This window comes from Shewanella rhizosphaerae (assembly GCF_019457655.1).
GTDB lineage: Bacteria > Pseudomonadota > Gammaproteobacteria > Enterobacterales > Shewanellaceae > Shewanella > Shewanella loihica.
Genome location: NZ_CP080420.1, coordinates 1,271,963 through 1,295,981, shown reverse-complemented (window position 1 = coordinate 1,295,981; position 24,019 = coordinate 1,271,963). Strand labels below are relative to the sequence as shown.

Below are 24,019 nucleotides of genomic sequence, written 5' to 3'. Positions count from 1 at the left end.
CCATTGCTTCTCAACTCATACCGAGTCCACCAAATCGAAAAGTCAAAAACTAGCCTCCTCCAGAACAAGAAGAAACCTTGAAGATTCGATCTTCAAAAACAAAATTGCCGAGTCCTTCTAAAGACTCGGCATTTTCACCAATGGCCACCTTGGGGCAACCAAGCCCGCCCCCTTTAACCTAACCCAGTTAAAGATAAGGCCTCACCAGATTCACCATCATCTGGATATGGAGATCCTGGTCATTGAGACAGGGAATATAACGATACTTGCTGCCACCGGCCTGAGTGAACACATCCCGGTTCTCATGTTCAATCTCCTCGAGTGTCTCCAGACAGTCGGCGCTGAAGGCCGGGCAGACGATGGCCACATCATCCACGCCCTCTTTAGCTAGCGCCTCCAGGCTGGCATCCGTGTAGGGGCCGAGCCACTTGGCCTTGCCAAAGCGCGACTGGAAGGTGGTTATATAGTCATTCTCATGAAGTCCCAGACGCTCCACCACCAGGCGTGTAGTCTTCTGACACAGGCAGTAGTAGGGGTCGCCAAGGTGCAGGTTGCGCTCGGGCATGCCATGGTAAGAGAGTACTAACTTCTTCGGCTTGCCATGTTGCTCGAAGTCCTTGGCGATAGAGTCAGAGAGCGCCGCGATATAGTCGGGGTGATCATGATAGCTGTTGATAAAGTGCAGCGATGGCAGGTAGCGCCACGAAGTCAGCTCCTTGGTCAGGGCGTCGAAGGCCGAGGCCGTGGTGGGCGCGGCGTACTGAGGATAGAGGGGCAAGACGATAAGTTTGTCGGTTCCCTCGCTATGAAGCCTTCTCAGCGTCTCCTTGACGCTCGGCTTGCCGTAACGCATGCAGAAGTCCACATTGACGTCACTGCCGTTTTCACTCAGCCTTTGCGCGAGCTTGTCCCGCTGCGCCTGAGTGATCGCCATCAGGGGCGAGCCCTGCTCCGTCCAGATAGACTGATACAGGGCGGCAGACTTTGCCGGGCGGACGCGTAAAATGATGCCGTGCAGTATCAGCATCCATACCAGCTTAGGGATCTCCACCACGCGGGGATCCGAGAGAAACTCCGCCAGATAACGACGCACGGCGCCGGTGGTTGGCGCATCCGGTGTGCCTAGGTTCATCAACAGTACCGTCGTCTTGCCACGACCGCCATGGCCCTGCTGTTTATTCAATCCAAAGTATTTTGCCAAAGTGATTCCTTGTTTTTGTCTGTGTTGCCCAACGCGCTTTCTTTTTCTTTGCACCTGGGCACCTGGCCGAGGCTAATGATGCATGGGCATCAGTACGCGGTTCGGCCCCTTAGAGATCAATCGCCACACATAAAAAAACCGATAAAGGGATTATCGGTTTTTTCAAAGTGCAATAAGAGGCTAGTCGAGATCCAGCGTCACACCTTCCATGAAACCTGAGCTTGCCGATTCTGAGCTTTGCAGCTTGATCATCAAGCGCAGATCGTTTGGCGAGTCGGCGTGGTGCAGCGCATCCGAGTAGCTGATCTCACCTTCCACATAGAGCTTAAGCAGCGCCTGGTCGAAGGTTTGCATCCCCTGCTCGTTGGATTTGGCCATGGTTTCCTTAAGCAGATGCAGCTCGTTCTTCTGGATAATGCTGGCAACCCTTGGGGTGTTGATCAACACCTCGATGGCCGCCCGGCGACCCGTGCCATCTGCCTTAGGCACAAGTTGCTGCGCCACGATGCCGCGAAGGTTCAGCGACAAGTCGAACAGCAGCTGCTGGTGCTTACTCTCGGGCACCAGGTGCATGATGCGGTCCAGCGCCTGGTTAGCGTTGTTGGCGTGCAATGTAGCCATACAGAGGTGACCCGTCTCGGCGAACGACAGAGCAAACTCCATGGTCTCCTGGGTACGGATCTCACCGATCAGGATCACATCCGGCGCCTGACGCAGTGAACTCTTGAGCGCGGCATCGAAAGAGTCGGTATCTATGCCCACCTCACGCTGGGTGATGATGCTCTTACGATGGTCGTGGACAAATTCCACCGGATCTTCGATGGTGAGGATATGGCCGCGGGCGTGGGAGTTGCGGTAACCCACCAGCGCCGCCAGCGAGGTCGACTTACCTGTACCCGTACCACCCACCATGATGATAAGGCCACGCTTACTCATCACCAGGTCTTTCAGGATTGGTGGCAGCTTAAGATCTTCCACCAGCGGGATCTTGGTCTCGATGCGACGCATCACGCAGCCCGGCGACTCGCGCTGCCAGAAGGCGCTGACACGAAAACGTCCCAGGCCCTTCTCGCCATAGGCGAAGTTACACTCGCGGGTCTCGTGAAACTCTTTACGCTGGGCCTCTGTCATCAAGGCCTCAACAAACTCCAGCGACTGAGCCGGAGTAAAAGGGTTCTCGGCTAAGGGGCGCACCTCGCCATCAACCTTAGCGCTGGGGGGAAAGCCGGCGGTGATGAAGAGATCCGACGCCTTGCGCTCTACCATCACCTTTAAAAATGGACGAACTTCCATACTCAAACCTTACTAGAAACTAGCGTTTTTATTAGAACTCTTGGCCATCGCATCTTCACGGGTGATCAGGCCACGGTTGACCAGATTCTGCAGACACTGATCTAGGGTCTGCATGCCGTGGGCCATACCCGTTTGAATGGCCGAGTACATCTGTGCCACCTTATCTTCACGAATAAGGTTACGAATCGCCGGGGTGCCCATCATGATCTCGTGGGCCGCCACACGGCCGCCGCCGACCTTCTTGATCAGGGTCTGGGAGATAACCGCCTGCAGGGACTCAGACAACATGGTACGCACCATACTCTTCTCGCCCTCTGGGAATACGTCGACCACACGGTCGATGGTTTTCGCCGCCGAGGTGGTGTGCAAAGTACCAAATACCAAGTGACCGGTTTCCGCCGCCGTCATCGCCAGACGTATGGTTTCGAGGTCACGCATCTCACCCACCAGGATCACGTCCGGGTCTTCACGCAGTGCGCTACGCAGCGCGGCGTTGAAGCTGTGGGTGTGTCTGTGCACCTCACGTTGGTTGATCAGACACTGCTTGTTCTGGTGCACGAATTCGATAGGGTCTTCGATGGTCAGGATATGGTCGTGACGGTTCTCGTTCACATAATCTATCATGCCCGCCAGGGTGGTACTCTTACCCGAACCTGTCGGACCGGTTACCAACACCAGACCACGGGGAAAGCTGGCAATCTTCTTGAAAATCTCAGGGGCGCCCAATTTCTCCAGGCTTAAGATCTCGCTGGGAATGGTACGGAACACCGCCGCGGCGCCGCGGGACTGGTTAAAGGCGTTCACACGAAAACGGGCTAAGTTGGGCACTTCGAACGAGAAATCTATCTCTAAATGCTCTTCATAATCTTTACGCTGTTTGTCGTTCATGATGTCATAAACGAGGCTGTGTACGCCTTGATGATCCAGGGCCGGCAGATTAATCTTTCTGACCTCACCATCAACACGTATCATGGGAGAGACTCCCGCAGAAAGGTGTAGATCCGACGCGTTGTGTTTTACACTAAAGGCAAGTAACTCTGTGATTTCCATAGTATGGGATATCCATTCAACCAAAAACTTACAACATGACAACAATAGCAGACAGACTGGCCGACGCCCACCAAAGAATCGCTCAAGCGGCGCAAAATTCATCACGTGATAGCAGGGAGATACAGCTGCTGGCAGTCAGTAAAACCAAGCCGATAGATCAGATAGTAGCGGCATATGATGCCGGGCAGCGGCTTTTTGGTGAAAACTATGTTCAGGAAGGTGAAGAGAAGATAAATGCCCTGCGCGAAAGCCATGGCGACATCGAATGGCACTTCATCGGCCCGCTACAGTCGAACAAGACCAAGAGCATCGCCGAGCACTTCGACTGGATGCACACACTGAGCCGAGAGAAGATCGCCAAACGCCTGAGCGAGCAGCGCCCCAGCCATCTTGCGCCGTTGCAGGTCTGCATCCAGGTGAATGTCAGCCAGGAGCAGAGCAAGTCGGGCGTTAATCCAGATGAGGTCGCTCACCTGGCCGAAATCATCGCCTCCCTGCCCAGGCTGACCCTGAGAGGGCTTATGGCCATTCCCACCGCCACAGACGATGTTGCGCTGCAGCAGGCCGAGTTTAGCCAGATGCAGGCCCTGTTCGAGGCGCTGAAACAGCAACACCCGAGCCTGGATACCCTCTCCATGGGGATGAGCCAAGATCTTGAGCAGGCGATCGCCGCAGGCTCGACCATGGTGCGGATCGGCAGCGCCATCTTCGGCGCCCGGGACTATGCCAAAGCCTAGAATATCGCGCCTAAGGCTTAGCCCTTGTAATTAGCCTAAGCGCCCAAATATAGATAGTTAGACGAATAAATAGAGACCCTTATGACACAGAAGAAGATTTGTTTTATCGGCGCGGGCAACATGACCCGCAGTATCACCAGCGGCCTAGTCAAGGGCGGCTATGCGCCAGAGCTTATTCACGCCACTAACCCCAGCGAAGGCAAACTCATCGCCCTTAAGCAGGATTTAGGCATTCGAGTCTCCCACGACAACCTGCAGGCTGCCGATGAGGCCGACGTTATAGTACTGGCGGTGAAACCTCAGCTGATGCAGCAGGTGTGCGAGGCGATGAGCGGACTCAAGCTGAAAGACAAGCTTATCGTTACCATAGCCGCCGGGGTCACGGCCGAGCGCTACCACGCCTTCTTCAAACAGCCGATTCAGCTTATCCGCACCATGCCCAATACCCCGACACAGATAGGCCTTGGCATGACCGGGCTCTACGCCGAGCAGGGCGTGAGCGCGCAAGACCGCGAGCTGTGTGAGCAGCTGATGCGAACCGGCGGCGAAACCGTCTGGGTCGAAAAGGAAGAGGATCTCAACCAGGTGATCGCCCTGGCGGGCAGCTCTCCGGCCTATTTTTTCCTCATGATGGAGGCTATGATTGACAGTGCCAAACAAGATGGCGTCGACGAGCAGACCGCCCGAGAGATGGTGCAGCAGGCAGCATTAGGTGCGGCCGCTATGGTGAAGCAGAACCCACAACTTTCACCGGCGCAATTAAGGGAAAATGTCACCTCTAAGGGCGGCACCACGGCTCAGGCCCTAGCGGCGTTCGAGCGCGCCGGCCTCAGGGAGATAGTGCGCACCGCCATGCACGACTGCATGGACAGGGCTCAGGAGATGGCGAAGCAGTTTTAGGGCTGGCCTTATATAGGTTTAACCCTAGTTTTATTCGATACAGCACAGTAGAGAAACACAATGGATGCATTAAGTTTTTTAGTGAACACCCTGTTTGACCTGTACCTCATGGTGGTCATCATTCGTATCTGGTTGCAGCTGGCCCGCGCCGATTTTTACAACCCCTTCAGCCAGTTTGTGGTCAAGGCGACCCATCCAGTGGTAGGCCCCATGCGCCGCTTCCTGCCGCCACTGGGCGGGCTTGATACCGCTTCAGTGGTACTCGCCCTGGCGGTGGTGGTGATCAAGTTTGTGATCCTCAGCCTGATGGCGGGCGCTGCCATTAACCTGCCTATCATACTCCTGGTGGCGCTGGTCTCTGTGGTGAAACAGGCGGGCGTGTTGCTGTTCTGGATGCTTATCCTGCGCGCCATCCTCAGCTGGGTCAGCCAGGGCCACAACCCCATCGAGATGGTGATGGCGCAGCTGACCGAGCCGCTGGTCGCCCCTATTCGCCGGATCATCCCTCCCATGGGTGGCCTGGATTTCTCTGTGATGATCTTCATGTTCGGTCTGATCTTCATCAACAAGCTCTTATCTCAGTACATTCCCTTCTGGGCCAACGTCTAGATGGCGGTTGTCACCAAAGAAGAGGACGACCTCGTCATCAGGCTCTATATCCAGCCTAAAGCCAGCCGGGACCAGATTATTGGTCCCCACGGCGACGAGCTTAAGGTGGCCATTACCGCCCCGCCCATCGACGGCAAGGCCAATGCCCACCTGTGTAAGTTTCTGGCGAAGCAGTTTAAGACGGCCAAGGGCAATATCCTTATCGAGAAGGGGGAACTTGGGCGCCACAAGCAGATCCGCGTGGTGATGCCAAAGGAGATCCCCGAGGCTATATCTGTCTTAATCCCATGAAATGTGTAAGCAAATAAACTAAGGCACCGCAGCCTAAGACTTTAATAGCTATACTAGAATCAATTATCCCGTGACAGGAGTTCACCATGATACGTACCCTTTTTTGTGCCCTGGCGCTTACCCTGCTTAGCATGGGCAATGCCGCGGCGGAGCAGAAGCAGAGCGTCGGCAATTTCGATATCCACTATGTTGCCCTGGGCAGCACCTTTATCACCCCCTCTATCGCCAAGACCTACGGCATCAAGCGCAGCAGCTATACCGGCCTTATCAATATTTCTGTGCTCGACACCAGCGCCGAAGGCACGCCGGCCATTCCGGTAGAGATCTCGGGGATCGCCAACAACCTGCTCGATGCCAGGGTTGAGCTGACCTTCAAGGAGATCCGCGAAGGCGAAGCCATCTATTACATCGCCGAAGTGCCCTACCGGGACGATCAGGAGATCAACTTTCAGATAGCCATCAAGTATGGCAACAAGCTCAACACCCAGCTGAAGTTTAAGCAGAAGTTTTACGTCGATTAAGCGGCACCATTAAGCCACTTCAAACCCAGTTGAAGCCGCGCCTAGCGCGGCTTGTTGTTATTTAAGCAGATGCCCTATCGTTTCCCCGCCAGCTTGGGTATGATTGCGGCCATTGAAACCTGCCACCATGAGTCAGCGAAAATGAATCAAATCGTATTAGCCAGCGGCAACAAGGGAAAACTGAAAGAGTTTGCCGAGATCCTTGCAGAATTTGGCATCGAAGTCCTGCCACAGAGCCAATTTAATGTTCAAGAAGTCCCGGAAACCGGCACCACCTTCGTCGAGAACGCCATCATCAAGGCTCGCCACGCCGCACAGGTAACCGGCCTTGCGGCCATCGCCGACGATTCCGGCCTGGAAGTAGACGCCTTAGAGGGTGCCCCCGGCATCTACTCGGCCCGCTACGGCGGCGAAGGCGCGAGCGATAGCGACAACTACACTAAGCTGCTCGGCGCCCTGACTGACAACGACAAGCGCAGCGCGCGTTTTCAGTGCATCCTGGTCTATATGCGCCACGCCAAAGACCCGACCCCCATCATCTGCCAGGCCTCTTGGGAGGGCAGCATAGGCTTCGAGCCTAAGGGCGATAACGGCCATGGCTACGATCCTGTCTTTATTCCGGCCGAGCATGAATGCAGCGCCGCCGAGCTGAGCAGCGATGAGAAGAATGCCCTCAGCCACAGGGGCAAGGCGATGCAACTGCTGCTGAGCGAACTCAAGGCCAAGGGTGTACTCGGCTAATGCTTACGCTTCCTCCGCTCAGTCTCTATATTCACATTCCCTGGTGCGTGCAGAAATGTCCCTACTGCGATTTCAACTCCCATGGCCAACATGGTGAGCTGCCGCAGCAGGAATATGTTGACGACCTGCTCAATGACCTGAAAAACGATGCGGCCTATGTACAGGGACGCAGCCTGCACTCCATCTTTATCGGGGGCGGCACGCCGTCCCTGTTCGATGCAAGCCAGATAGAGCGACTGCTCGATGGCGTAAGGGCACAGCTCCCTTTTGCGCCGGATATAGAGATCACCATGGAGGCCAACCCTGGCACACTAGAGCACGATGACTTTAGCGCCTACTGCGCCGCCGGGGTGACTCGCCTCTCCATCGGCGTGCAGAGTTTTTCCAGCGATAAGCTGAATCTGCTAGGGCGAATTCACGACAAGCATGAGGCGGAGGTTGCGGCCACCAAGGCGGCCCAGGCCGGTTATCAGAGTTTTAACCTGGATCTCATGCACGGCCTGCCCAATCAGAGCTTCGAGGAGGCGATGCGGGATATCGATAAGGCGGCGGCCCTCAATCCGCCCCACTTGTCTTGGTATCAGCTCACCATAGAGCCTAATACCCTGTTTCACTCAAAACCGCCCCAGCTGCCGGATGATGAGGCACTGTGGCAGATCTATGAGCAGGGCCAGCAGCGCCTGGCGGCGCTCGGCTATAAGCAGTATGAGATCTCCGCCTACGCCAAGCCCGGCTACCAGTGTCGTCACAACCTCAACTACTGGCAGTTTGGTGACTATCTGGGGATCGGCTGTGGTGCCCACGGCAAGATCACCATGGCAGACGAGCAGCGCATCTACCGCACGGTGAAGATAAAGCATCCCAAGGGTTATCTGGGCGCCGGTGACTATCTATTCGATAAGAGCGAGGTGCAGCCGGAAGACAGGGCGCTGGAATACCTAATGAACCGCCTGAGACTGATGTCGCCCATCCCTAAGCACGAGTTTGAAAGCCGCACCGGCCTCTCGGCAGAGGTGCTGGATGAAGGCATGGCGCGGGGCGCGGCCAAGGGGCTGGTCATCATACAAGATGAACATTGGCAGCTCACGACCAAGGGGCAGATGTTTGTCAACGAACTACTTGGGCTATTTTGCGAATAATCTTTCCCCTCGTTCGAGGGGAACAGAAACATTTTCTAACACTTAGTTTGCATATTTAATCGTGGGCTTTATTAGGATAACAGGCACTAATCAACAAACGCCAAGTTTGGCCAATAAAGTCATGCCAATAAAAACAAAAACAACTATGCTCGCCATCTCACTGGCGACACTCCTTTCTGGCGCAGTGCACGCCGCGCCAGTTTCACTCCCCCTACTTAGCGCCAGCGAACCGGTACAGAAGATCAGCGCCCAGGAATCGGAGAAGGCCAACCAACTGTTCGAAACCATCTTCATGGAAAATGTGATGGCCAGCCCCATCAGCCAGACCCATCTTGGGATCAAGACAGACTATGGCAAGTGGGATGAGCGAGGGGAAGCTGCCGACAAGAAGAGCCTTGCAAGAGATAAGCAGCATCTGGCCCAGCTTAAGCAGATAGATAAAAGCAAGTTAGATGCCCAGACCTTGCTTAGCTACGACCTGCTGACTCAGAAACTCGAGCAGAGCATCAGCGACTACAAATGGCGCCTGTATACCTACCCGGTTAACCAGATGTATGGCGGCCACTCCATGGTGGCATCATTCCTGATCAACCAACATCAGATAGACAGCGTCTCGGACGCCGAGGCCTATATCAGCCGCCTCAAGGGTGTGCCCCACTACATGCAGCAGTTGGAAGAGGCCCTAGAAGAGCGCGCCAAGGCGGGCATCATAGCGCCTAAGTTTGTGTTTGCCTATGTGCTGTCAGACAGCCGCAACATCATCAGCGGCGCCCCCTTCGATCAAAATGATGACAGCGCCATCTGGGCAGATTTTCAGCGCAAGGTGGCTAAGCTTGCGATAGACGATGTGCAGCGCAATAAGCTGCTCGATGAGGCCAAACAGGCGCTGACAGCTCAGGTCAAGCCCGCCTATGACAAGCTTATCGCCTATGTCGAAACCCTGGAAAAGCGCGCCGACACCAAAGATGGTGTATGGAAGTTTAGAGATGGTGAGGCGTTTTACAACAACTCCCTGGCACGCACCACGACTACCCATATGACCGCCGATGAGATCCACCAGCTGGGGCTCGCCGAGGTGGATCGTATCCATCAGGAGATGCGCGCCATCATGAAGAAGGTCGGCTTCGAGGGCGATCTTAAGGCCTTCTTCAAGTTTATGCGTGAAGATAAGCAGTTCTACTATCCCGACACAGAAGAAGGCCGCACCGCCTATCTAGACGATGCCAAGGCATTGATAGATAACATCTCCTCTCGTTTGGATGAGGTATTTTTTGTTAAGCCTAAGGCGCCCATGATAGTAAAACGGGTCGAGGCGTTCAGAGAAAAATCTGCCGGTAAGGCCTTCTATAATCAACCGACCCCGGATGGCAGCCGCCCAGGCACCTACTACGCCAACCTCTATGACATGGAGGCCATGCCCAAGTATCAGATGGAGGCGCTGGCCTACCACGAGGGTACTCCTGGCCATCATATGCAGATCGCCATCGCCCAGGAGCTACAGGGGATCCCTAAATTCAGAAAGTTTGGCGGCTACACCGCCTACATAGAGGGCTGGGGCCTGTACAGCGAGTTCTTCCCTAAGGAGATGGGCCTGTATAAAGACCCCTACTCTGATTTTGGCCGCCTGGCCATGGAGCTATGGCGCTCATGCCGCCTGGTGGTGGATACCGGCATCCACGCCAAGCGTTGGACCCGCGAGCAAGGGATCCAATACTATGTCAACAACACCCCTAATGCCGAGTCAGACGCCATCAAGATGGTGGAGCGTCATATCGTGATGCCATCACAAGCAACCGCCTACAAGATAGGCATGCTCAAGATTGTCGATATTCGCGAGAAGGCCAAGGCGATCATGGGCGATAAGTTCGATATTCGCGAGTTCCACACCCTGGTACTGAAGAACGGACCGCTGCCGCTGGATGTGCTGGAGGCTAAGGTGATGAACTGGGCTCACAAGGCCTAACCCATCACTAGAGCCAGTATTTAAGACATAGTTAGCCATAAGAAAGGCCGCTCTCAACCAGGGCGGCCTTTTTAGTTTTTTCGGCTAATGCTGTTCTCAATCAAGGCTAACGCCTCTTAACTGAGGATTAAGGCTTACTCGCTAAAGCCCTCAGGGGTCACCTTGATAAGCTTGGTCACCTTGTTGGTGGGCGCCTCGGCCATCGCCTGCTGATCGCCATGGGTGATATAGCTCAGCGACACACTCGAGGTCAGATCAAACGGCTCCTCGGTCTGCAGGGCGCTTATCTCAACCCTGTCTCCGATGAAGTAGCTGTCTAACTGCTCGATATCACCAAGCTTATGATTGATGCTAAACAGCCCCAGATAGGCGAACACGCCGCTGCCCTGATTGGAGACGAAGAAAGGCGCCACAAACAGCATCTCGTCGCTGTTTGAATCCGACACGCGCTCTTCTTCTCCATCGGCGACATGGTTTAGCGTCACTATCTTCATATAGTCCAGGTGCACACTGCCCCGCTCTGGGCCATCCTGGTAATCGCCGCTGGCAAAGCGTCTGTCGCCGCTCAGGCTGATACTGGTGAGTCTCGCCTCAGCCTGAGACTCGGGCAGCTTGATAGACCAAGCCTTATGGGTCTTGATGCTAAAGAGGGTAAGCATCACCTTATCGACATCCTCATCTAAGGGGATGACACTGCCATCTTCCTTAACCACATAGAGATCGTCATTAGTAAAGTTAAAACGATAGACACCCGCCAGCACCACTAGAACCAGCAACCCCACAATCAACAATAAGATCTTACGCGCCATAGACTTCCCTTTATCTCGCTTCGCACTCATCGTGCCATGCCTTTTATGCAATGGCCTTTATGCAATGCCTCATACACCAATGCCTCATACACGAAACGAGCCGAATTAAACAATATCAGCACGATACCCTGAGTAACACCCAGATTCCATGCACGGCGCATTAAACTATCTTTATTTTTCAGTCATAAAAAACTAAAAGATGAAGATGCTTGGTCAAAGCCAGAGCGCAATGACAGAAGGAGGACGCTACAGGAAAAGATTGGGCGGAGATCTGGACGCTTAATAATCCAAGGCCCTAAAAGAAAAATACCCCAGCAATCTTTGCTGGGGTAAACCAAAACTAGGATGATGGTTTTAAGGCTAGCATTGTTTTAGTTCTTAAACCGCTGCCAGCATTGATTCAAGATTGCAGTAACGCCGACCTGTGTAACCAAACGAGAGAGGGGTCATTCTCTGGCTCGGCTAACTGATTCAGGTCATCCCGATATCAACTGCCACCATTGTATTAAATTAAGAACAGACTGCAACGTGAATTCCTCTCAAGCTTTAGCTTGAGCTAAATAAGCCATCGCAAAATAGAGAGGTAATACCAGTGCAACTATATGATTATAAAAAGATAACCCCCGACATCAAAAATACCGGGGGTTATCGTCTTGTTACCAGAACAATGTTTTTAAGTTATTGATAACTGAAAATCGTAAAGACCTTAACAGCAACATGGATAAAATGCTGTTTTTTCAGCCACATCCTGCTATTTACGCTGAGCATACAGGGCGGCGTATGGCTCATCCCAATATGGTGGTGAACCGATATGATCCTTAATGAAGTCGATAAAGGCGCTCACCTTAGGTGCCAGGTGCTTACGTCTTGGGTAAACGGCCTGCAATGGCAGATGGTGAGTCAACTGCCATTCTGGCAATAAGGGAACCAAGGTGCCCTTCTCTATCTCATTCTCAAGCAGGTAACTGGCGAGATACACCACACCCAGACCACTCACGGCTGCAGACTTAAGCGCCGGCGCGTTGTCGACCCTGAAGTTACCCGATACGCCAATCTCACAATAGTCATCACCCTTCTTAAACTGCCACACGCTGTGCTCATGCCACTCACCGTGATACACGAGACAGTTATGGTCCACCAGCTGCTCTGGACGCTCAGGATAACCGTGCTTGGCCACATACTCGGGAGATGCCGCCAGTAGAAACTGACACTTCATCAGCGGTCTGGCCACCATGCCAAGCGGCAGCTGCTCAGACATGGTCAACAGGAGATCTAAGCCCTCACTGACCACGTCAACCTTATGGTCCAACAGGCTAACCTGTAGCTCCAACTCAGGGTGTCTGGCCATAAAATCTGGTAAGGCTGGAATGATGTGCATGGTACCGAAGGATTGGGAGATCCCCACCTTGAGTACGCCGCGCGTGGCATCGTTGAGATTGTGTACGCTGGCAACCGCCTGATCGGCATCGCGAAGCAACTCTTCACCCTGGGCATAAAGCAGCTGTCCCGCCTCGGTTAGACTCAAGCTACGAGTGGTACGCTGTATCAGCTGAACACCTAATTTATGCTCAAGGTCGGCAACCTGAGTACTGACCTTTGATTTAGAAATCCCCAATTTTCGCGCGGCAGAGCTAAAGCTCCCGGCGCGAGCAACATGAGTAAAAATTGCAATAGGTTCTAAAAGTTCTAACATTTAAATAGCCTTAAGGTGTTTGCGACCCTATAAATACCAATTATAAATCATAGAGATACCTCCTAAGCGCGAAGTTATCCCTTTGACTATGCAGATTATTTTAAGAGTAGAGTCAGACTGTTAGCCATTTCGTTATCGAAATTTCGCCAGCATTGTTATTATTTTTTACAAGTATACCAAAGATTTGCTCTTTGATTCTAATACCTATTTTCTAGCCACTATACACCCAGTTAGGAGTGTAGGAAAAGTCATAACAAAGGCAGGCCCAGAATAAAAAAAGCCCTGCACCCAAGGTTAGTGCAGGGAAATGTGGATCTTGCTATGCCAGAGGAAATCGTTTGCGGGCTATTCCCGCAGGGTTTGTTGCTTAGCGCTCACCAGTGGGTAGTCACGTAGGGCCGGTACTTCGCTACGCATCTGAGACTCTAGGGCCACCAGCTGCTGGAAGTTGTCACACAGCTTGTCGGCGCGCGCCTCGAGATCTGTGGCCTGCTGTTCAATCTGGGCTTCGATATCGTCGCCCACCTTGTCCATCTTGGCTGAGAAGGCGTTCATCTTCTCCTCGAAGCTCTCACCGTCGCCCTTCATCATCTCGCTGCCCAGGGTCATCATCATGCTACCGATAGAGCTCTGCACCAGCTGCTCCATCTCTTGCTCGAACTCTTTACCGAAGGTGTCTTCGATAGAAGATTCGGTGGCCCCCAGGTAGAACTTGTCGCCATTTTGATAGGCAACCGTGTCGATGCGCTTCGACAGGCCGTCCATCATCTCATCAATCTTGGCACCGGCGGCATCGCCCAGCAGCGGCGTGAGCGCCATGCTCACTGCGGTAGACGCGATATCGACGGCGTCATGCACCACGTCGATCACCTCGGGAAGCTGCTTAGATACCTCGCCGGCATATTGATTAACCAGTGCCTGCTGCTTGTCGTTTAGCTCAACCTTGTTACCATTAACATAGAGACGTCCAAGTTCGATGCGATACACCTCTTTCTTTGCCTCACTGACCACCAACTTGCTCGGCTCGACGGAAACATCATAGTTGAGGCTCACCTCGCACTGTTTGTCATCCCGTCCGAACGAGATATGGTTGTCCTTATCTTCACCGGCCCAGGCGGCGCTGGTGGTGGCAAGTACGAAAGCTGTCAGTCCAAGAGATGCGGTCAATTTCTTCATATTCTTATTCCTTAAGTCATCGAAAATCACATGATGAGAAGCTTAAGGTGCACCATGTGTCGTTGATGACTAACAATACAGGTATCGTGCCAATTTTGACTAATTAAATATAATCAATGGATTAGCTAGAAATTACGATGTAGACCAAGGCTGTAAGTCGGCGATGGGCTAACAAAAGTAAAGCCTTCAACCAGTTTTTAGTAAATTTCACCATCGACGCGAATACAGCTAAGAGATGAAAAGTAAAATGCAGAGAAAGATAAAGACAGAGCAAAGAATAAAATGGAAGAGCGCGCCTAATCTGGCGCTCTGTTAGAAGATAGAACGGCCCAGGGCTTGGGAGAGCTTCTCGAGTGCGGCTGTGCCCGCTAGAGAGTTACCGTTCTTATCCAGCTCGGGCGACCAGACACAGATGCTCATATCGCCCGGGATCACGGCTATGATGCCGCCGCCCACGCCGCTCTTACCCGGCATGCCGACGCGATAGGCAAACTCACCCGCACCGTCGTACAGACCAGAAGTCGCCAACAGGGCGTTAAGCTTACGTGTCTGTATGGGCGAAACCACCTGCTCTGCCGAGAGGCTCTGGCCTCGATTGGCCAGATAGAGCATGGCTTTGGATAGATCGGCGCAGCTCATCTTCAGCGCGCAGTAGTGAAAGTAGTTTCTCAGCACCCTATCGACGTCGTTATTAAAGTTGCCGAAGGACTTCATCAGGTAAGCGATGGCCGCGTTGCGGGCGCTATGCTCATATTCAGAGGCCGCGACACGCTTATCATAAATCACATGGGGGTTGGCGCTGAGCTTTCTGACCACCTCGAGCATACGATGCTTAGGCGCGCCGAGGCGGCTCTGCAATAGATCGGCTATGATCAGAGCGCCGGCGTTAATGAAGGGGTTTCTCGGTACTCCGCGCTCGAGCTCTATCTGCACCAGGGAGTTAAAGGACTGCCCCGAGGGCTCCTTACCGACGCGAGACCAGATCTCGGCCTCCTCGTACAGGGTCAGGGCGACCGTGAGGCTAAAGACCTTAGAGATACTCTGGATCGAAAAGGGCTCGAGATAGTCTCCAGCCCCTATGGTTTGACCATCGATTGTGGTCACGGCGATCCCAAGCTTGGTAGGATCCACCTCGGCCAGGGCAGGAATATAGTCGGCGACCTTGCCCTTTCCCAGCAGAGGACGCACCTGCTCGATAATAGTCTCGAGCAGGTCCTTCTGTGGCATTAGTTCCACCAGATGTCGTACAGCTCGCTGACCACGACGTCTTTTACCGGCTGACTCTTCCAGAAGTCACTCACGGCCTGCCTGTCTTCTTCGGTGCACTTGCCGATAGTTTGAGTGGCGATGATGCCTTCCCACTCTTTATGGCCGCCACCGTGGAAACCCAGCTTTCTCACCTCGATCACCTGGTCGATAAACTGATCGACGATAGCATCGATCTGCTCTTCGCTTACCGAATCATCGAAGGTCCAATTCACATCGAAGCCGAACTCTTGAAACTCATCAATGCGTAATTTTTTACGTAAACGACGACTACGTGTTGCCATGTGTATTCCCTCTTTTTATAGAAATTAAGCTTACTCGGTACGCTCGAACATCAGATCCCAGACGCCATGTCCCAGACGATGGCCCCTGGCCTCAAACTTGGTCAGCGGTCGATGATCTGGACGGGGCACGAAGTCGCCATCCTGCGCCTGGTTCTTATAGCCAGGCGCCGCGCTCATCACCTCTAACATGTGCTCGCTGTAGTTTTCCCAATCGGTCGCCAGGTGGAACACACCACCTATCTTAAGGCTGCGGCGGATAAGCTCGGCAAATTCCGGCTGAACGATACGGCGCTTATGATGACGCTTCTTGTGCCAAGGATCTGGGAAGAATAGCTGTACTCTAGCTAGGCTTCCGTTTTGGATGCTGTTTTCCAACACCTCGATGGCGTCGTGGTGGAACACGCGCAGGTTGGTGACGCCGGCCTCAGCCGCATCAGCAAGACAGGCACCCACGCCAGGCTTGTGAACTTCGATACCGATAAAGTTAAGCTCGGGAGCCGCCTTAGCCATCTCAACCAGCGAGGCACCCATGCCGAACCCAATTTCCAGCACTGTATCGGCCTCGCGGCCAAACACCTTGACCAGATCCAGTGGCTCGGGCGAGTAGTCCAATCCCATCACAGGCCATTGCTGCTCCATCGCCTGCGCCTGGCCCTTGGTCAAACGTCCTTCACGTAAAACAAAGCTTCTCACTTTGCGAAGGTATTTACCCTCTTCGTTAAACTCTGCGGTGGTCACTTCGCTCATTATTTTTCAGCCTCAGATCTGCCATTGGTTGGCCATATAGCGCCGAGAAAAAGTCAGCGTCAAGCGACTCTAGGCTCGACTCACAAACTCATATGATCCCACGGGATCCTGACACTTATATGATTGGAAAATTATAAAAAGAAGGGCATTATCCAAAGTTACTGCGCTAAGGCAAGCCCTATGTTGCCAAAGTATACCAATTATCCCACGGCGTGCGAGCCATGGCGTCCTTGAGATGCCATTTTGGTTGAGAAAAACCTTACCCCTCTATAGACTGAGCGCCATGAAAACAGAGCAATTTCACCAGCGCATCGTCACCTGGTACGACAAACACGGACGCAAGCATCTTCCCTGGCAACAAGATAAGACCCCTTATAAGGTATGGGTGTCCGAGATCATGTTGCAGCAGACTCAGGTTGCCACCGTTATCCCCTACTTTGAAGCCTTTATGGCGCGTTTCCCCACTATCTTGGACTTGGCAAATGCCGATCAGGATGAGGTACTGCACCACTGGACCGGCCTTGGCTATTACGCTAGGGCGCGTAACCTACATAAGAGCGCCCAGCTGATCGCCAGCGACTATGATGGTATGTTCCCCACCCAATTCGAGCAAGTACTCGCCCTGCCGGGCATTGGCCGCTCGACCGCAGGGGCGGTACTCTCACTCTCCCTTGGACAACATCACCCCATATTAGATGGCAACGTCAAGCGAGTGCTTGCCAGACACGGCGCCATAGCAGGCTGGCCCGGTAAGCGCGAGGTGGAGCAGCAGCTATGGCAGCTCACCAACAGCCTGACTCCAAAAGCAGGTGTGACCAAATACAATCAGGCGATGATGGATATTGGCGCCAGCATCTGCACCCGTTCTAAGCCCAAGTGCGAGCAGTGCCCCGTCGCCATCGACTGTAAGGCGCAGCTGATGGGCCGCCAGACTGAGTTTCCCGGCAAGAAGCCGAAGAAGACTATTCCGGAAAAGCTCGGCTATATGTTAGTGATTAAAGATGATGATAGAGTGCTGATGAGCAAACGCCCACCTGCGGGGATCTGGGGCGGCCTCTGGTGCTTTCCGCAGTTTGACAGCCTGGAAGCGCTCGAGGAGTTTGCCGAAACAAAAGGGCTGACACTCGAAAGTCAGGAGCCGATAGACAGTTTTCGTCACACCTTCAGCCATTTCCATCTGGATATCAGCGCCTTTGTGGCACACCAGGCCACAAGCGCACATGAGATCATGGAAGAGAGCGCCTCTCTCTGGTATAACATAGCCAAGCCACCCAAGGTTGGTCTGGCCGCCGCCACAGAGCGGATCCTCGCCAGCTTAGGTTCAGTATCAAATAAGGAGTAATCATGGCGCGTACAGTGAACTGCCAGTATCTTAAGAAAGAGGCAGACGGCCTAGCCTTTCAGCTCTACCCGGGTGAACTCGGTAAGCGAATTTTTGACAACATCAGCCAGGAAGCCTGGTCGCTCTGGCAGGCCAAGCAGACCATGCTGATCAATGAGAAGAAACTCAACATGATGAATGTTGACGATCGCAAGTTCCTCGAAGAGCAGATGGTTAACTTCCTGTTTGAGGGCAAAGAGGTCGAGATTGAAGGCTATGTGCCGCAAAAAGATGACGAGTAATAAATTACTCGCTCTATAAAAATAAAAAGCGCCAATAGGCGCTTTTTCTATAATGGGGGTTTGTTTAAGTAGTCACTACTGACGAATGCCTTCGACCACGAGATCTAAGGTCACATGGCTGGACGCTGGGCCCAGATCCATCTTGATATCATAGTCCTTCAGAGCAAATTCAGTCTGGCCGACGAAACCGGCGCGGTAGCCACCCCAAGGGTCTTGCCCTTCACCAATAAATTTGGCATCGATTGCCACAGGCTTAGTCACCCCGTTAAGGGTCAGCATGCCATTGAGCACAAACTTGCCGTCACCCAGCTCTTTGACCGAGGTCGACTTAAAGCTAGCCTCGGGATGCTTAGCCACATTAAGGAAGTCTTCGCTTCTCAGGTGCTTGTCACGCTCGGCGTGGTTAGAGTCGAGGCTCGCCGTGTTGATCGTTACATGTACCTTGGCATCAGCCATATGCTTGCTATCGAAACTAAAGTCGCCAGCAAACTCGTTAAAGCGTCCCACCACGAAGCTATAACCTAAGTGGCTCACCTTAAACTGCACCGAGGCGTGGGCACCTTGGGTATCTATCACATAATCGGCGGCGTTAGCGGTAGCCGGTAACATGAATGCACCCGCGCCTAATGTGCTAATAAGTGCGGCGCTCAATATAGCCTTCTTCATTGTGTCTCCTTAATGTTTAACATGCGTTTCAAGCTTGCGTCTTTGTCGATGAAGTGGTGTTTAAGTGCCCCAAGGCCATGCAGAGTTACCAGTGCGATAAAGCCATAGGCCAGATATTGGTGTACTTTGCCGGCTATATCCGCTTGCCCCTCAAACAATAGCCCCAGGCTTGGCAGCTCGATGAGTGAGAAAACGCCAATGGCCCTGCCGTCGGCGGTAGAGATAAGATACCCAGATAGCAAGATGCCAAGCAGCATCAGATACAGCAGGCGATGCACCAGGCCCGCGGCCAGCTTCTCCCACCTTTGATGCCCGGGGAGCGCCTTAGGCGCCGGGTTTAACCAACGCCACAGCAGACGGCACAGGGTTAACACCATCAGCAGCACGCCTATGCTCTTATGCAGATCCGGGGCTCGCTTATACCAGGCGCTGTAATAGGTCAGCTCGACCATCCACACGCCCAGGGCGAACAGCGTTAATACGGCAATCGCCGTCAGCCAATGCAGGCCTATGCTCACCAAGCCGTAGCGGCTCTGGGTATTTTTAAACACGATTCATCCTCATTTATCACTTAACACCATATTAACTTCGATTTATATCGACGAATATCGCGTAATTTCGCCAATAAACTTCTAATTTTTAGAAAGGTAGTGCTAAGACAAACGTTACAAGTGGGGAGTTGGGAAATAAGAGGCCTAAAAACGCGCCTTTAAAAACAAATAGTGGCTAAAACCTGGATTTTAACCACAGCCACTGTGCTAAAAAACGGCACAAATGCCAAAAAGCCAGCACTTTGCACATTAACTAGCCATGCAGTTAAATTTCTCCAAAAAAGCGCTTGCAGGATAAATATCAGCGCTATATTATACGCGCACTCCAAACGGCAAGGGTCACAGAGACCTGGTTTGAAGTAGTTAACTAGACACTTAGTTTAGTTGCCCGAATAGCTCAGTCGGTAGAGCAGAGGATTGAAAATCCTCGTGTCCCTGGTTCGATTCCGGGTTCGGGCACCACAATTTAGCCGGCATAGCTCAGTTGGTAGAGCAACTGACTTGTAATCAGTAGGTCCCGAGTTCGACTCTTGGTGCCGGCACCATATAAAACAGCCTCGACAATGTCGGGGCTTTTTTATATCTGAAATTTACCGCCTCTTGATGGGATTCATGTCACTCCTGATACAAACATCCCCTCTCCTAATAAAGCCGTCATTAACGAGTTGCCCCTTTTGATACTAGGCAACAAAAAAGGAGCACTAGGCTCCTTTTAATTCGATAAACTCTCTCGGCTATTTCCAGCTACGCATCTTATAGCCTTTCACGGCATAGAAGAGGATAAACAGGTAACAAGGCAACATCACCATATAGCCGCCCTGCTGACCAAGCGATGTGGCCGAGCTGGTTAATCCCCAAAACAGCGGACCGAATGCGCCACCTGCAATGCCCATCACCAATAGCGCAGAGCCTGTGCTGGTCAGTTTGCCCATGCCAGATAGCGCCAGCGGCCATACTGCTGGCCAGACGATGGCGTTAGCCAAGCCTAAGAAGGCGATCATCAACAGGGTATCTGGCAACATGGCGCCGCCGAAGGGAACCAGCAACGCATTGGCGATAGCATAGGACTCGTTGTCACCAAATAGGATCCCCAGCGTCAGCATTAGGCCTAGTATCGCCGAGATCATCAGCGCCTTAGGCTGAGAGATGAAACGGGGAATGGTCAGGATACCCAGGGAGTAGCCGATGACCATGCAGATCATGGTATAGGAAGTCATCACACCATAGTTTTCGACTCCGAGAGAGAGGGCGAAGGTGCCTATGGTATCGCCGGCGATCACTTCTACCGCCACATAGAAAAACAGTGCTACTACACCTAATGCCAGATTAGGATGAGACAGCGCCTCACGGGTATGGCCCTTGGTACCCTGCCCTTGCTCGTCTTCATTTTCAAGCTCTGGCAGAGGCGACTTCTTCACCAGTAGCGCCAGCACACCGATAAAGATAGCCATGCCCAGATATGGGAACACCAGGCCATTGGCCATCTCGTCGATCTGCGCCTGGGTCAGCTCAACGCCGACTCTGTCCTTAAAGCTGTCGAGGATCAGGGCAGTAAACACCAGCGGCGCGATCACCCCTGCGCCCTTGTTGAGGATCCCCATGACACTCACGCGAGCGGCGGCCGACTCCTCGGGGCCGATTCTGACCACATAGGGATTCACCGCCGTCTGTAGCAGGGTCTGCCCCGTGCCCATCACCAGCTGCGCAAATAGAAATAGCGCAAATACCTGCGTCTTGGCCGCGGGGATGAATAGCAGGCCGGCAATCATCATGATCCCCATGCCCATCGCCATGCCCGTCTTGTAACCGACCTTACGTATCACCCATGCCGAGGGCAATGCGGTAAAGGTCACGGCGATATAGAAGGAGAAGAGAATGAGAGAGGCTTGAAGCGGGGTGAGTTGCAGGATCTGCTTGAGGTAAGGCATCAAGGACCCGTTTAGCCAGGTCGCAAAACCCAGAATAAAGAAGAGTCCGGCAACGATCGCCATGGGGATCACGCTGCTGCGCTTACTTTCACTATTTAATGTCATTTCCATAAGCCTGTTTTCTTATAGTAATTAATCTTCGGATATCAGCTCAGTGATATCGGCTTGGTACATTACAGCTTGGGCGCAAGTTGCCCCCTTGTTTCATCGATGTTAAAACATAAACAGAAAAAAGACAACGCTGTCATTTTGGCTTTTTAGCCTTTACAGGCTAACACAGCGTTTTCCTTATTAAATTGCCCAGCCATTATCTTCTATAAGACTTAAACCTTGATGAAGATGCCGCGCTTATACATCCAATAGAGCAGCAACCATTGCACCAAGAGCAAGGCGCAGGCTGACGCCAGAGGCTGCATCTCAATCGGCAGCGCCTGTATCGCGCCGCCAAATAGGCTGCTGGCAAGGTAGTCCCATTTAACCAGGCTTGATGCCAAATAGATGATGATGGCATTGCAGCCTATGACCACAAAGGCAAATGCCAATCTGTGCAGCTTTACCACATCCACCAGCGCATAGAAGATGGCGAGTAAGATAAGGCTCCAGCCCAAAGTGACCATGACAAAGCTGCTGGTCCAGAGATCTTTATTCACCGGAATATAAGGGTTCATCAACCAGCCGAGCCCCAGGCTGAGCAAACCGGCAAGTAACAAGATGCCAACCTTGACCCATTCTCCCTTTGCCCCTCCCCACTTGGGATGAGGCTTAACGATGAAGCGACCAGTAAAGACGCCGGCCAAGGCATTGACTATGGCAGGAAGGGTCGAGAGGATCCCCTCGGGGTCTGTCGCCCTACCCTGATAGCTAATACCGGGCAGAAACTTACCATCCACATAGGCGTTGATCGAGCCAGACATTGAGAAGTCCCCCGCCACACCGCCGGGAACCGGCAGCCACAGCTGCACCGCGGCGTATCCGAAGAGTATACCGATGGCGACCAATACCTGCGTCTTCAGCCCGGTATGCCACACCAGTAAGGCGGCGAAGAACCAGGCAAAGGCGATGCGTCCAAGCACACTGGCATACCTTATCTCATCAGCCGCCATGGGCATGCCCGTGCCCCAGCCGTGGTTATAGAGCACGCCAAATAGGAGCAGCAGCATCAGACGTTTTATCGCGTGGCGATAGAGGGGAAGGCGCTCGGGCCAGGGCATTGAATCCAGGCGTTTGGGCGATAGGCCCAAGGCGACGCCAGAGAGGAAGATAAATAAGGGGAAGATAAGATCATAGAAGGTAAAGCCGTGCCACTGACTGTGGTGCATCTGGGCATCGGCGATACGCCAGCCCTGCCAGCCGGTCCAGACGAGCAGCGCCGCAAACAATGCTTCGCCTCCCAGGATCCAGAACATATCGAAGCCCCTTAGGGCATCGAGCGACATCAGCCTGGGTTTCGCGGTCGGTTTTGGATGGGTATCTGTTTTAGGTTCCATCAGGAGCCTCTCTCTTATCGTTATTATTATAAATCAAACACTAGGCTTAACCCGATAGGCACGAGCACTGAGCCTAATTAGCGCCTCAATTACGAGCACAAATAGAGCGCTTGTTTCAGCGCCTTTTGCAATTCTCTATCGCGACGGCTATGCATCTAATGTGGTCGCTATGCCTGATAAACCAACTGGCCATCTATGTAGGTGCGCGCCACTTGATTATCGCTGCCTAGCAACACCATATCCGCTCTGGCGCCTATGGTAAACACGCCGCGCTGACGATGACCGATAAACTCGGCGGGATATCTAGCCGCCATCCGCAGCGCCTCTTCGTGGGCCACACCTAGCATGCTAACGCTGTTGTTGACCGCGCCGATCATATCCAGCACACATCCGGCAAGCTCACCGGTTACGGCATTTAACCTGTCACCGCGGCGCACCACTTGGGTGCCAAACAGCTCGAAGCTTGCGTTATCATCCATGCCCACAGGCGGCATGGCGTCTGTCACCAGCATCACCTTGCCCCTTGGCTTAGCGGCAATAGCTACCTTAGCCGAGGCCGGATGCACGTGGTGACCATCGACAATCAGGCCGCACCAGGCATTCTGGCTCTCCAGCGCCGCGCCCACCATACCCGGCGCCCTGGAATCCATGGGTGACATGGCGTTAAACAGGTGGGTGAAACCGGTAGCTCCCGCCTCAAGCGCCTTAATAACGGTATCGTAGTCGGCATTAGAATGACCGAGACAGACTCTGACGCCGCACTCGGCCAGGGCGTGAATCACCTCTGACGCGACATTCTCCGGCGCCAGTGTCACCACCTTAGTCCCTAGATCATTGCGGGCAAAAACCGCCAGCTCTTCATCAGAGATACGACGAATATAATTGGCCGGATGGACGCCCTTCTTGGGCACGCTGAGATGTGGCCCCTCGAAATGGATCCCCAGCACGCCTGGCGTATTCAGCGCCAGCGCCTCGGCCACGGCATCGGCGGCGGCGCGCATCACCTCGATATCGTCGGTGATCAGGGTCGGCAAGAAGCCCGTGGTGCCAAATCTGGCATGGGCCTGGCCTATGGTCTTTATCTTCTCGAGGCTGGGCGCGTCGTTAAACAGGGCACCGCCGCCGCCATTGACCTGAACATCGATAAAGCCAGGCACCAGGGTACCGGCCAGCAGAATCGGCTCGACATCGCTAGCCCTATCGAAAGAAACGATACGCCCGTCCTCTATGGTGATGGCCTGGTTAAGGTGGAAGTGTTCGCCGTCAAATACCCGCTCGGCAATCAGTGTCTGTTTCATCGATTCAATTCCTGGCAAAACATCATCTACAACTCGTTACGCTTGG

At 53.3% G+C, this 24,019-nt stretch carries 24 protein-coding genes and 2 tRNA genes; 12 read left to right on the top strand and 14 right to left on the bottom strand.

Going from position 1 to position 24,019, the window contains the following annotated elements:
* Positions 1–187: 187 nt before the first annotated feature.
* From hemH to K0I63_RS05770, 3 genes are all read right to left on the bottom strand, one after another.
* Positions 188–1,201 carry a ferrochelatase gene (hemH, locus tag K0I63_RS05780; RefSeq protein WP_220082830.1) on the bottom strand — a complete coding sequence of 338 codons (1,014 nt, stop codon included), beginning with the start codon at positions 1,199–1,201 and terminating at the stop codon, positions 188–190.
* Between the two features lie 180 nt (positions 1,202–1,381).
* Complete coding sequence (locus K0I63_RS05775) at positions 1,382–2,494, bottom strand: PilT/PilU family type 4a pilus ATPase (protein WP_011864943.1); 1,113 nt, start codon at positions 2,492–2,494, stop codon at positions 1,382–1,384.
* A gap of 12 nt (positions 2,495–2,506) precedes the next feature.
* On the bottom strand, positions 2,507–3,544 hold the full coding sequence (locus K0I63_RS05770) for a type IV pilus twitching motility protein PilT (RefSeq protein ID WP_011864942.1): 1,038 nt from the start codon (positions 3,542–3,544) through the stop codon (positions 2,507–2,509).
* A 35-nt stretch (positions 3,545–3,579) separates the two neighbouring features.
* Here K0I63_RS05770 and K0I63_RS05765 point away from each other — a divergent pair, with 35 nt between their 5' ends.
* The 8 genes from K0I63_RS05765 to K0I63_RS05730 all read left to right on the top strand — a co-directional run bounded on the left by K0I63_RS05765 (position 3,580) and on the right by K0I63_RS05730 (position 10,445).
* The gene (locus K0I63_RS05765) at positions 3,580–4,281 is read left to right on the top strand and encodes a YggS family pyridoxal phosphate-dependent enzyme (protein WP_011864941.1); all 702 of its coding nucleotides are present in this window, start codon (positions 3,580–3,582) and stop codon (positions 4,279–4,281) included.
* 81 nt (positions 4,282–4,362) lie between these two features.
* Positions 4,363–5,181 carry a pyrroline-5-carboxylate reductase gene (proC, locus tag K0I63_RS05760; RefSeq protein WP_220082829.1) on the top strand — a complete coding sequence of 273 codons (819 nt, stop codon included), beginning with the start codon at positions 4,363–4,365 and terminating at the stop codon, positions 5,179–5,181.
* A 60-nt stretch (positions 5,182–5,241) separates the two neighbouring features.
* Positions 5,242–5,790: a YggT family protein gene (locus K0I63_RS05755; RefSeq protein ID WP_220082828.1), complete on the top strand. Its 549-nt coding sequence runs from the start codon at positions 5,242–5,244 to the stop codon at positions 5,788–5,790.
* The gene (gene yggU, locus K0I63_RS05750; RefSeq protein ID WP_220082827.1) at positions 5,791–6,081 is read left to right on the top strand and encodes a DUF167 family protein YggU; all 291 of its coding nucleotides are present in this window, start codon (positions 5,791–5,793) and stop codon (positions 6,079–6,081) included. It begins immediately after the preceding gene.
* Positions 6,082–6,167: 86 nt separating this feature from the next.
* Positions 6,168–6,602 carry a DUF4426 domain-containing protein gene (locus tag K0I63_RS05745; RefSeq protein WP_011864937.1) on the top strand — a complete coding sequence of 145 codons (435 nt, stop codon included), beginning with the start codon at positions 6,168–6,170 and terminating at the stop codon, positions 6,600–6,602.
* Positions 6,603–6,743: 141 nt separating this feature from the next.
* A complete protein-coding gene (gene rdgB / locus K0I63_RS05740) occupies positions 6,744–7,343 on the top strand; it encodes an RdgB/HAM1 family non-canonical purine NTP pyrophosphatase (protein WP_220058771.1) in 600 nt (199 codons plus the stop codon).
* Entirely contained in the window at positions 7,343–8,482 is a 1,140-nt protein-coding gene (hemW, locus tag K0I63_RS05735) for a radical SAM family heme chaperone HemW (RefSeq protein ID WP_220082826.1), read from the top strand. Before rdgB ends, hemW begins: the two co-directional genes overlap by 1 nt.
* A gap of 121 nt (positions 8,483–8,603) precedes the next feature.
* Positions 8,604–10,445, top strand: a complete 1,842-nt coding sequence (locus tag K0I63_RS05730; protein WP_220082825.1) for a DUF885 domain-containing protein — start codon at positions 8,604–8,606, stop codon at positions 10,443–10,445.
* A gap of 134 nt (positions 10,446–10,579) precedes the next feature.
* On the opposite strand, the gene K0I63_RS05725 is transcribed toward K0I63_RS05730, so the two are convergent.
* The 6 genes from K0I63_RS05725 to trmB all read right to left on the bottom strand — a co-directional run bounded on the left by K0I63_RS05725 (position 10,580) and on the right by trmB (position 16,420).
* Positions 10,580–11,284 carry a hypothetical protein gene (locus K0I63_RS05725; protein ID WP_220082824.1) on the bottom strand — a complete coding sequence of 235 codons (705 nt, stop codon included), beginning with the start codon at positions 11,282–11,284 and terminating at the stop codon, positions 10,580–10,582.
* 721 nt (positions 11,285–12,005) lie between these two features.
* Positions 12,006–12,947, bottom strand: a complete 942-nt coding sequence (locus K0I63_RS05720) for a LysR family transcriptional regulator (protein WP_011864932.1) — start codon at positions 12,945–12,947, stop codon at positions 12,006–12,008.
* 345 nt (positions 12,948–13,292) lie between these two features.
* A complete protein-coding gene (locus K0I63_RS05715; RefSeq protein ID WP_220082823.1) occupies positions 13,293–14,123 on the bottom strand; it encodes a YggN family protein in 831 nt (276 codons plus the stop codon).
* A 312-nt stretch (positions 14,124–14,435) separates the two neighbouring features.
* Entirely contained in the window at positions 14,436–15,350 is a 915-nt protein-coding gene (glsB, locus tag K0I63_RS05710) for a glutaminase B (protein WP_011864930.1), read from the bottom strand.
* Entirely contained in the window at positions 15,350–15,673 is a 324-nt protein-coding gene (locus K0I63_RS05705) for a YggL family protein (protein WP_011864929.1), read from the bottom strand. The genes glsB and K0I63_RS05705 overlap by 1 nt, the downstream gene beginning before the upstream one ends.
* 30 nt (positions 15,674–15,703) lie before the next feature.
* Entirely contained in the window at positions 15,704–16,420 is a 717-nt protein-coding gene (trmB, locus tag K0I63_RS05700; RefSeq protein ID WP_220080189.1) for a tRNA (guanosine(46)-N7)-methyltransferase TrmB, read from the bottom strand.
* 283 nt (positions 16,421–16,703) lie between these two features.
* Here trmB and mutY point away from each other — a divergent pair, with 283 nt between their 5' ends.
* Together mutY and K0I63_RS05690 are read left to right on the top strand one after the other, a co-directional pair.
* The gene (gene mutY / locus K0I63_RS05695) at positions 16,704–17,762 is read left to right on the top strand and encodes an A/G-specific adenine glycosylase (RefSeq protein WP_220082822.1); all 1,059 of its coding nucleotides are present in this window, start codon (positions 16,704–16,706) and stop codon (positions 17,760–17,762) included.
* Between the two features lie 2 nt (positions 17,763–17,764).
* Complete coding sequence (locus K0I63_RS05690) at positions 17,765–18,043, top strand: oxidative damage protection protein (protein ID WP_011864926.1); 279 nt, start codon at positions 17,765–17,767, stop codon at positions 18,041–18,043.
* Between the two features lie 75 nt (positions 18,044–18,118).
* Here the strand turns inward: K0I63_RS05690 and K0I63_RS05685 are convergent, their stop codons facing one another.
* Entirely contained in the window at positions 18,119–18,709 is a 591-nt protein-coding gene (locus K0I63_RS05685) for a YceI family protein (protein WP_220082821.1), read from the bottom strand.
* Positions 18,706–19,260, bottom strand: a complete 555-nt coding sequence (locus K0I63_RS05680) for a cytochrome b (protein ID WP_220082820.1) — start codon at positions 19,258–19,260, stop codon at positions 18,706–18,708. Before K0I63_RS05680 ends, K0I63_RS05685 begins: the two co-directional genes overlap by 4 nt.
* Positions 19,261–19,646: 386 nt before the next feature.
* On the opposite strand from K0I63_RS05680, the gene K0I63_RS05675 reads away from it, so the two are divergent.
* Together K0I63_RS05675 and K0I63_RS05670 are read left to right on the top strand one after the other, a co-directional pair.
* Positions 19,647–19,722, top strand: a tRNA-Phe gene (locus tag K0I63_RS05675).
* 7 nt (positions 19,723–19,729) lie between these two features.
* A tRNA-Thr gene (locus tag K0I63_RS05670) sits at positions 19,730–19,805 on the top strand.
* 189 nt (positions 19,806–19,994) lie between these two features.
* Here the strand turns inward: K0I63_RS05670 and nagP are convergent.
* The 3 genes from nagP to nagA all read right to left on the bottom strand — a co-directional run bounded on the left by nagP (position 19,995) and on the right by nagA (position 23,973).
* Entirely contained in the window at positions 19,995–21,299 is a 1,305-nt protein-coding gene (gene nagP / locus K0I63_RS05665) for an N-acetylglucosamine MFS transporter NagP (RefSeq protein ID WP_434086637.1), read from the bottom strand.
* A gap of 212 nt (positions 21,300–21,511) precedes the next feature.
* Positions 21,512–22,675 (bottom strand): transmembrane glucosamine N-acetyltransferase NagX, encoded by a 1,164-nt coding sequence (gene nagX, locus K0I63_RS05660; RefSeq protein ID WP_220082819.1) that lies wholly within the window; start codon positions 22,673–22,675, stop codon positions 21,512–21,514.
* Between the two features lie 167 nt (positions 22,676–22,842).
* Complete coding sequence (nagA, locus tag K0I63_RS05655; RefSeq protein WP_220082818.1) at positions 22,843–23,973, bottom strand: N-acetylglucosamine-6-phosphate deacetylase; 1,131 nt, start codon at positions 23,971–23,973, stop codon at positions 22,843–22,845.
* Positions 23,974–24,019 lie beyond the last annotated feature (46 nt).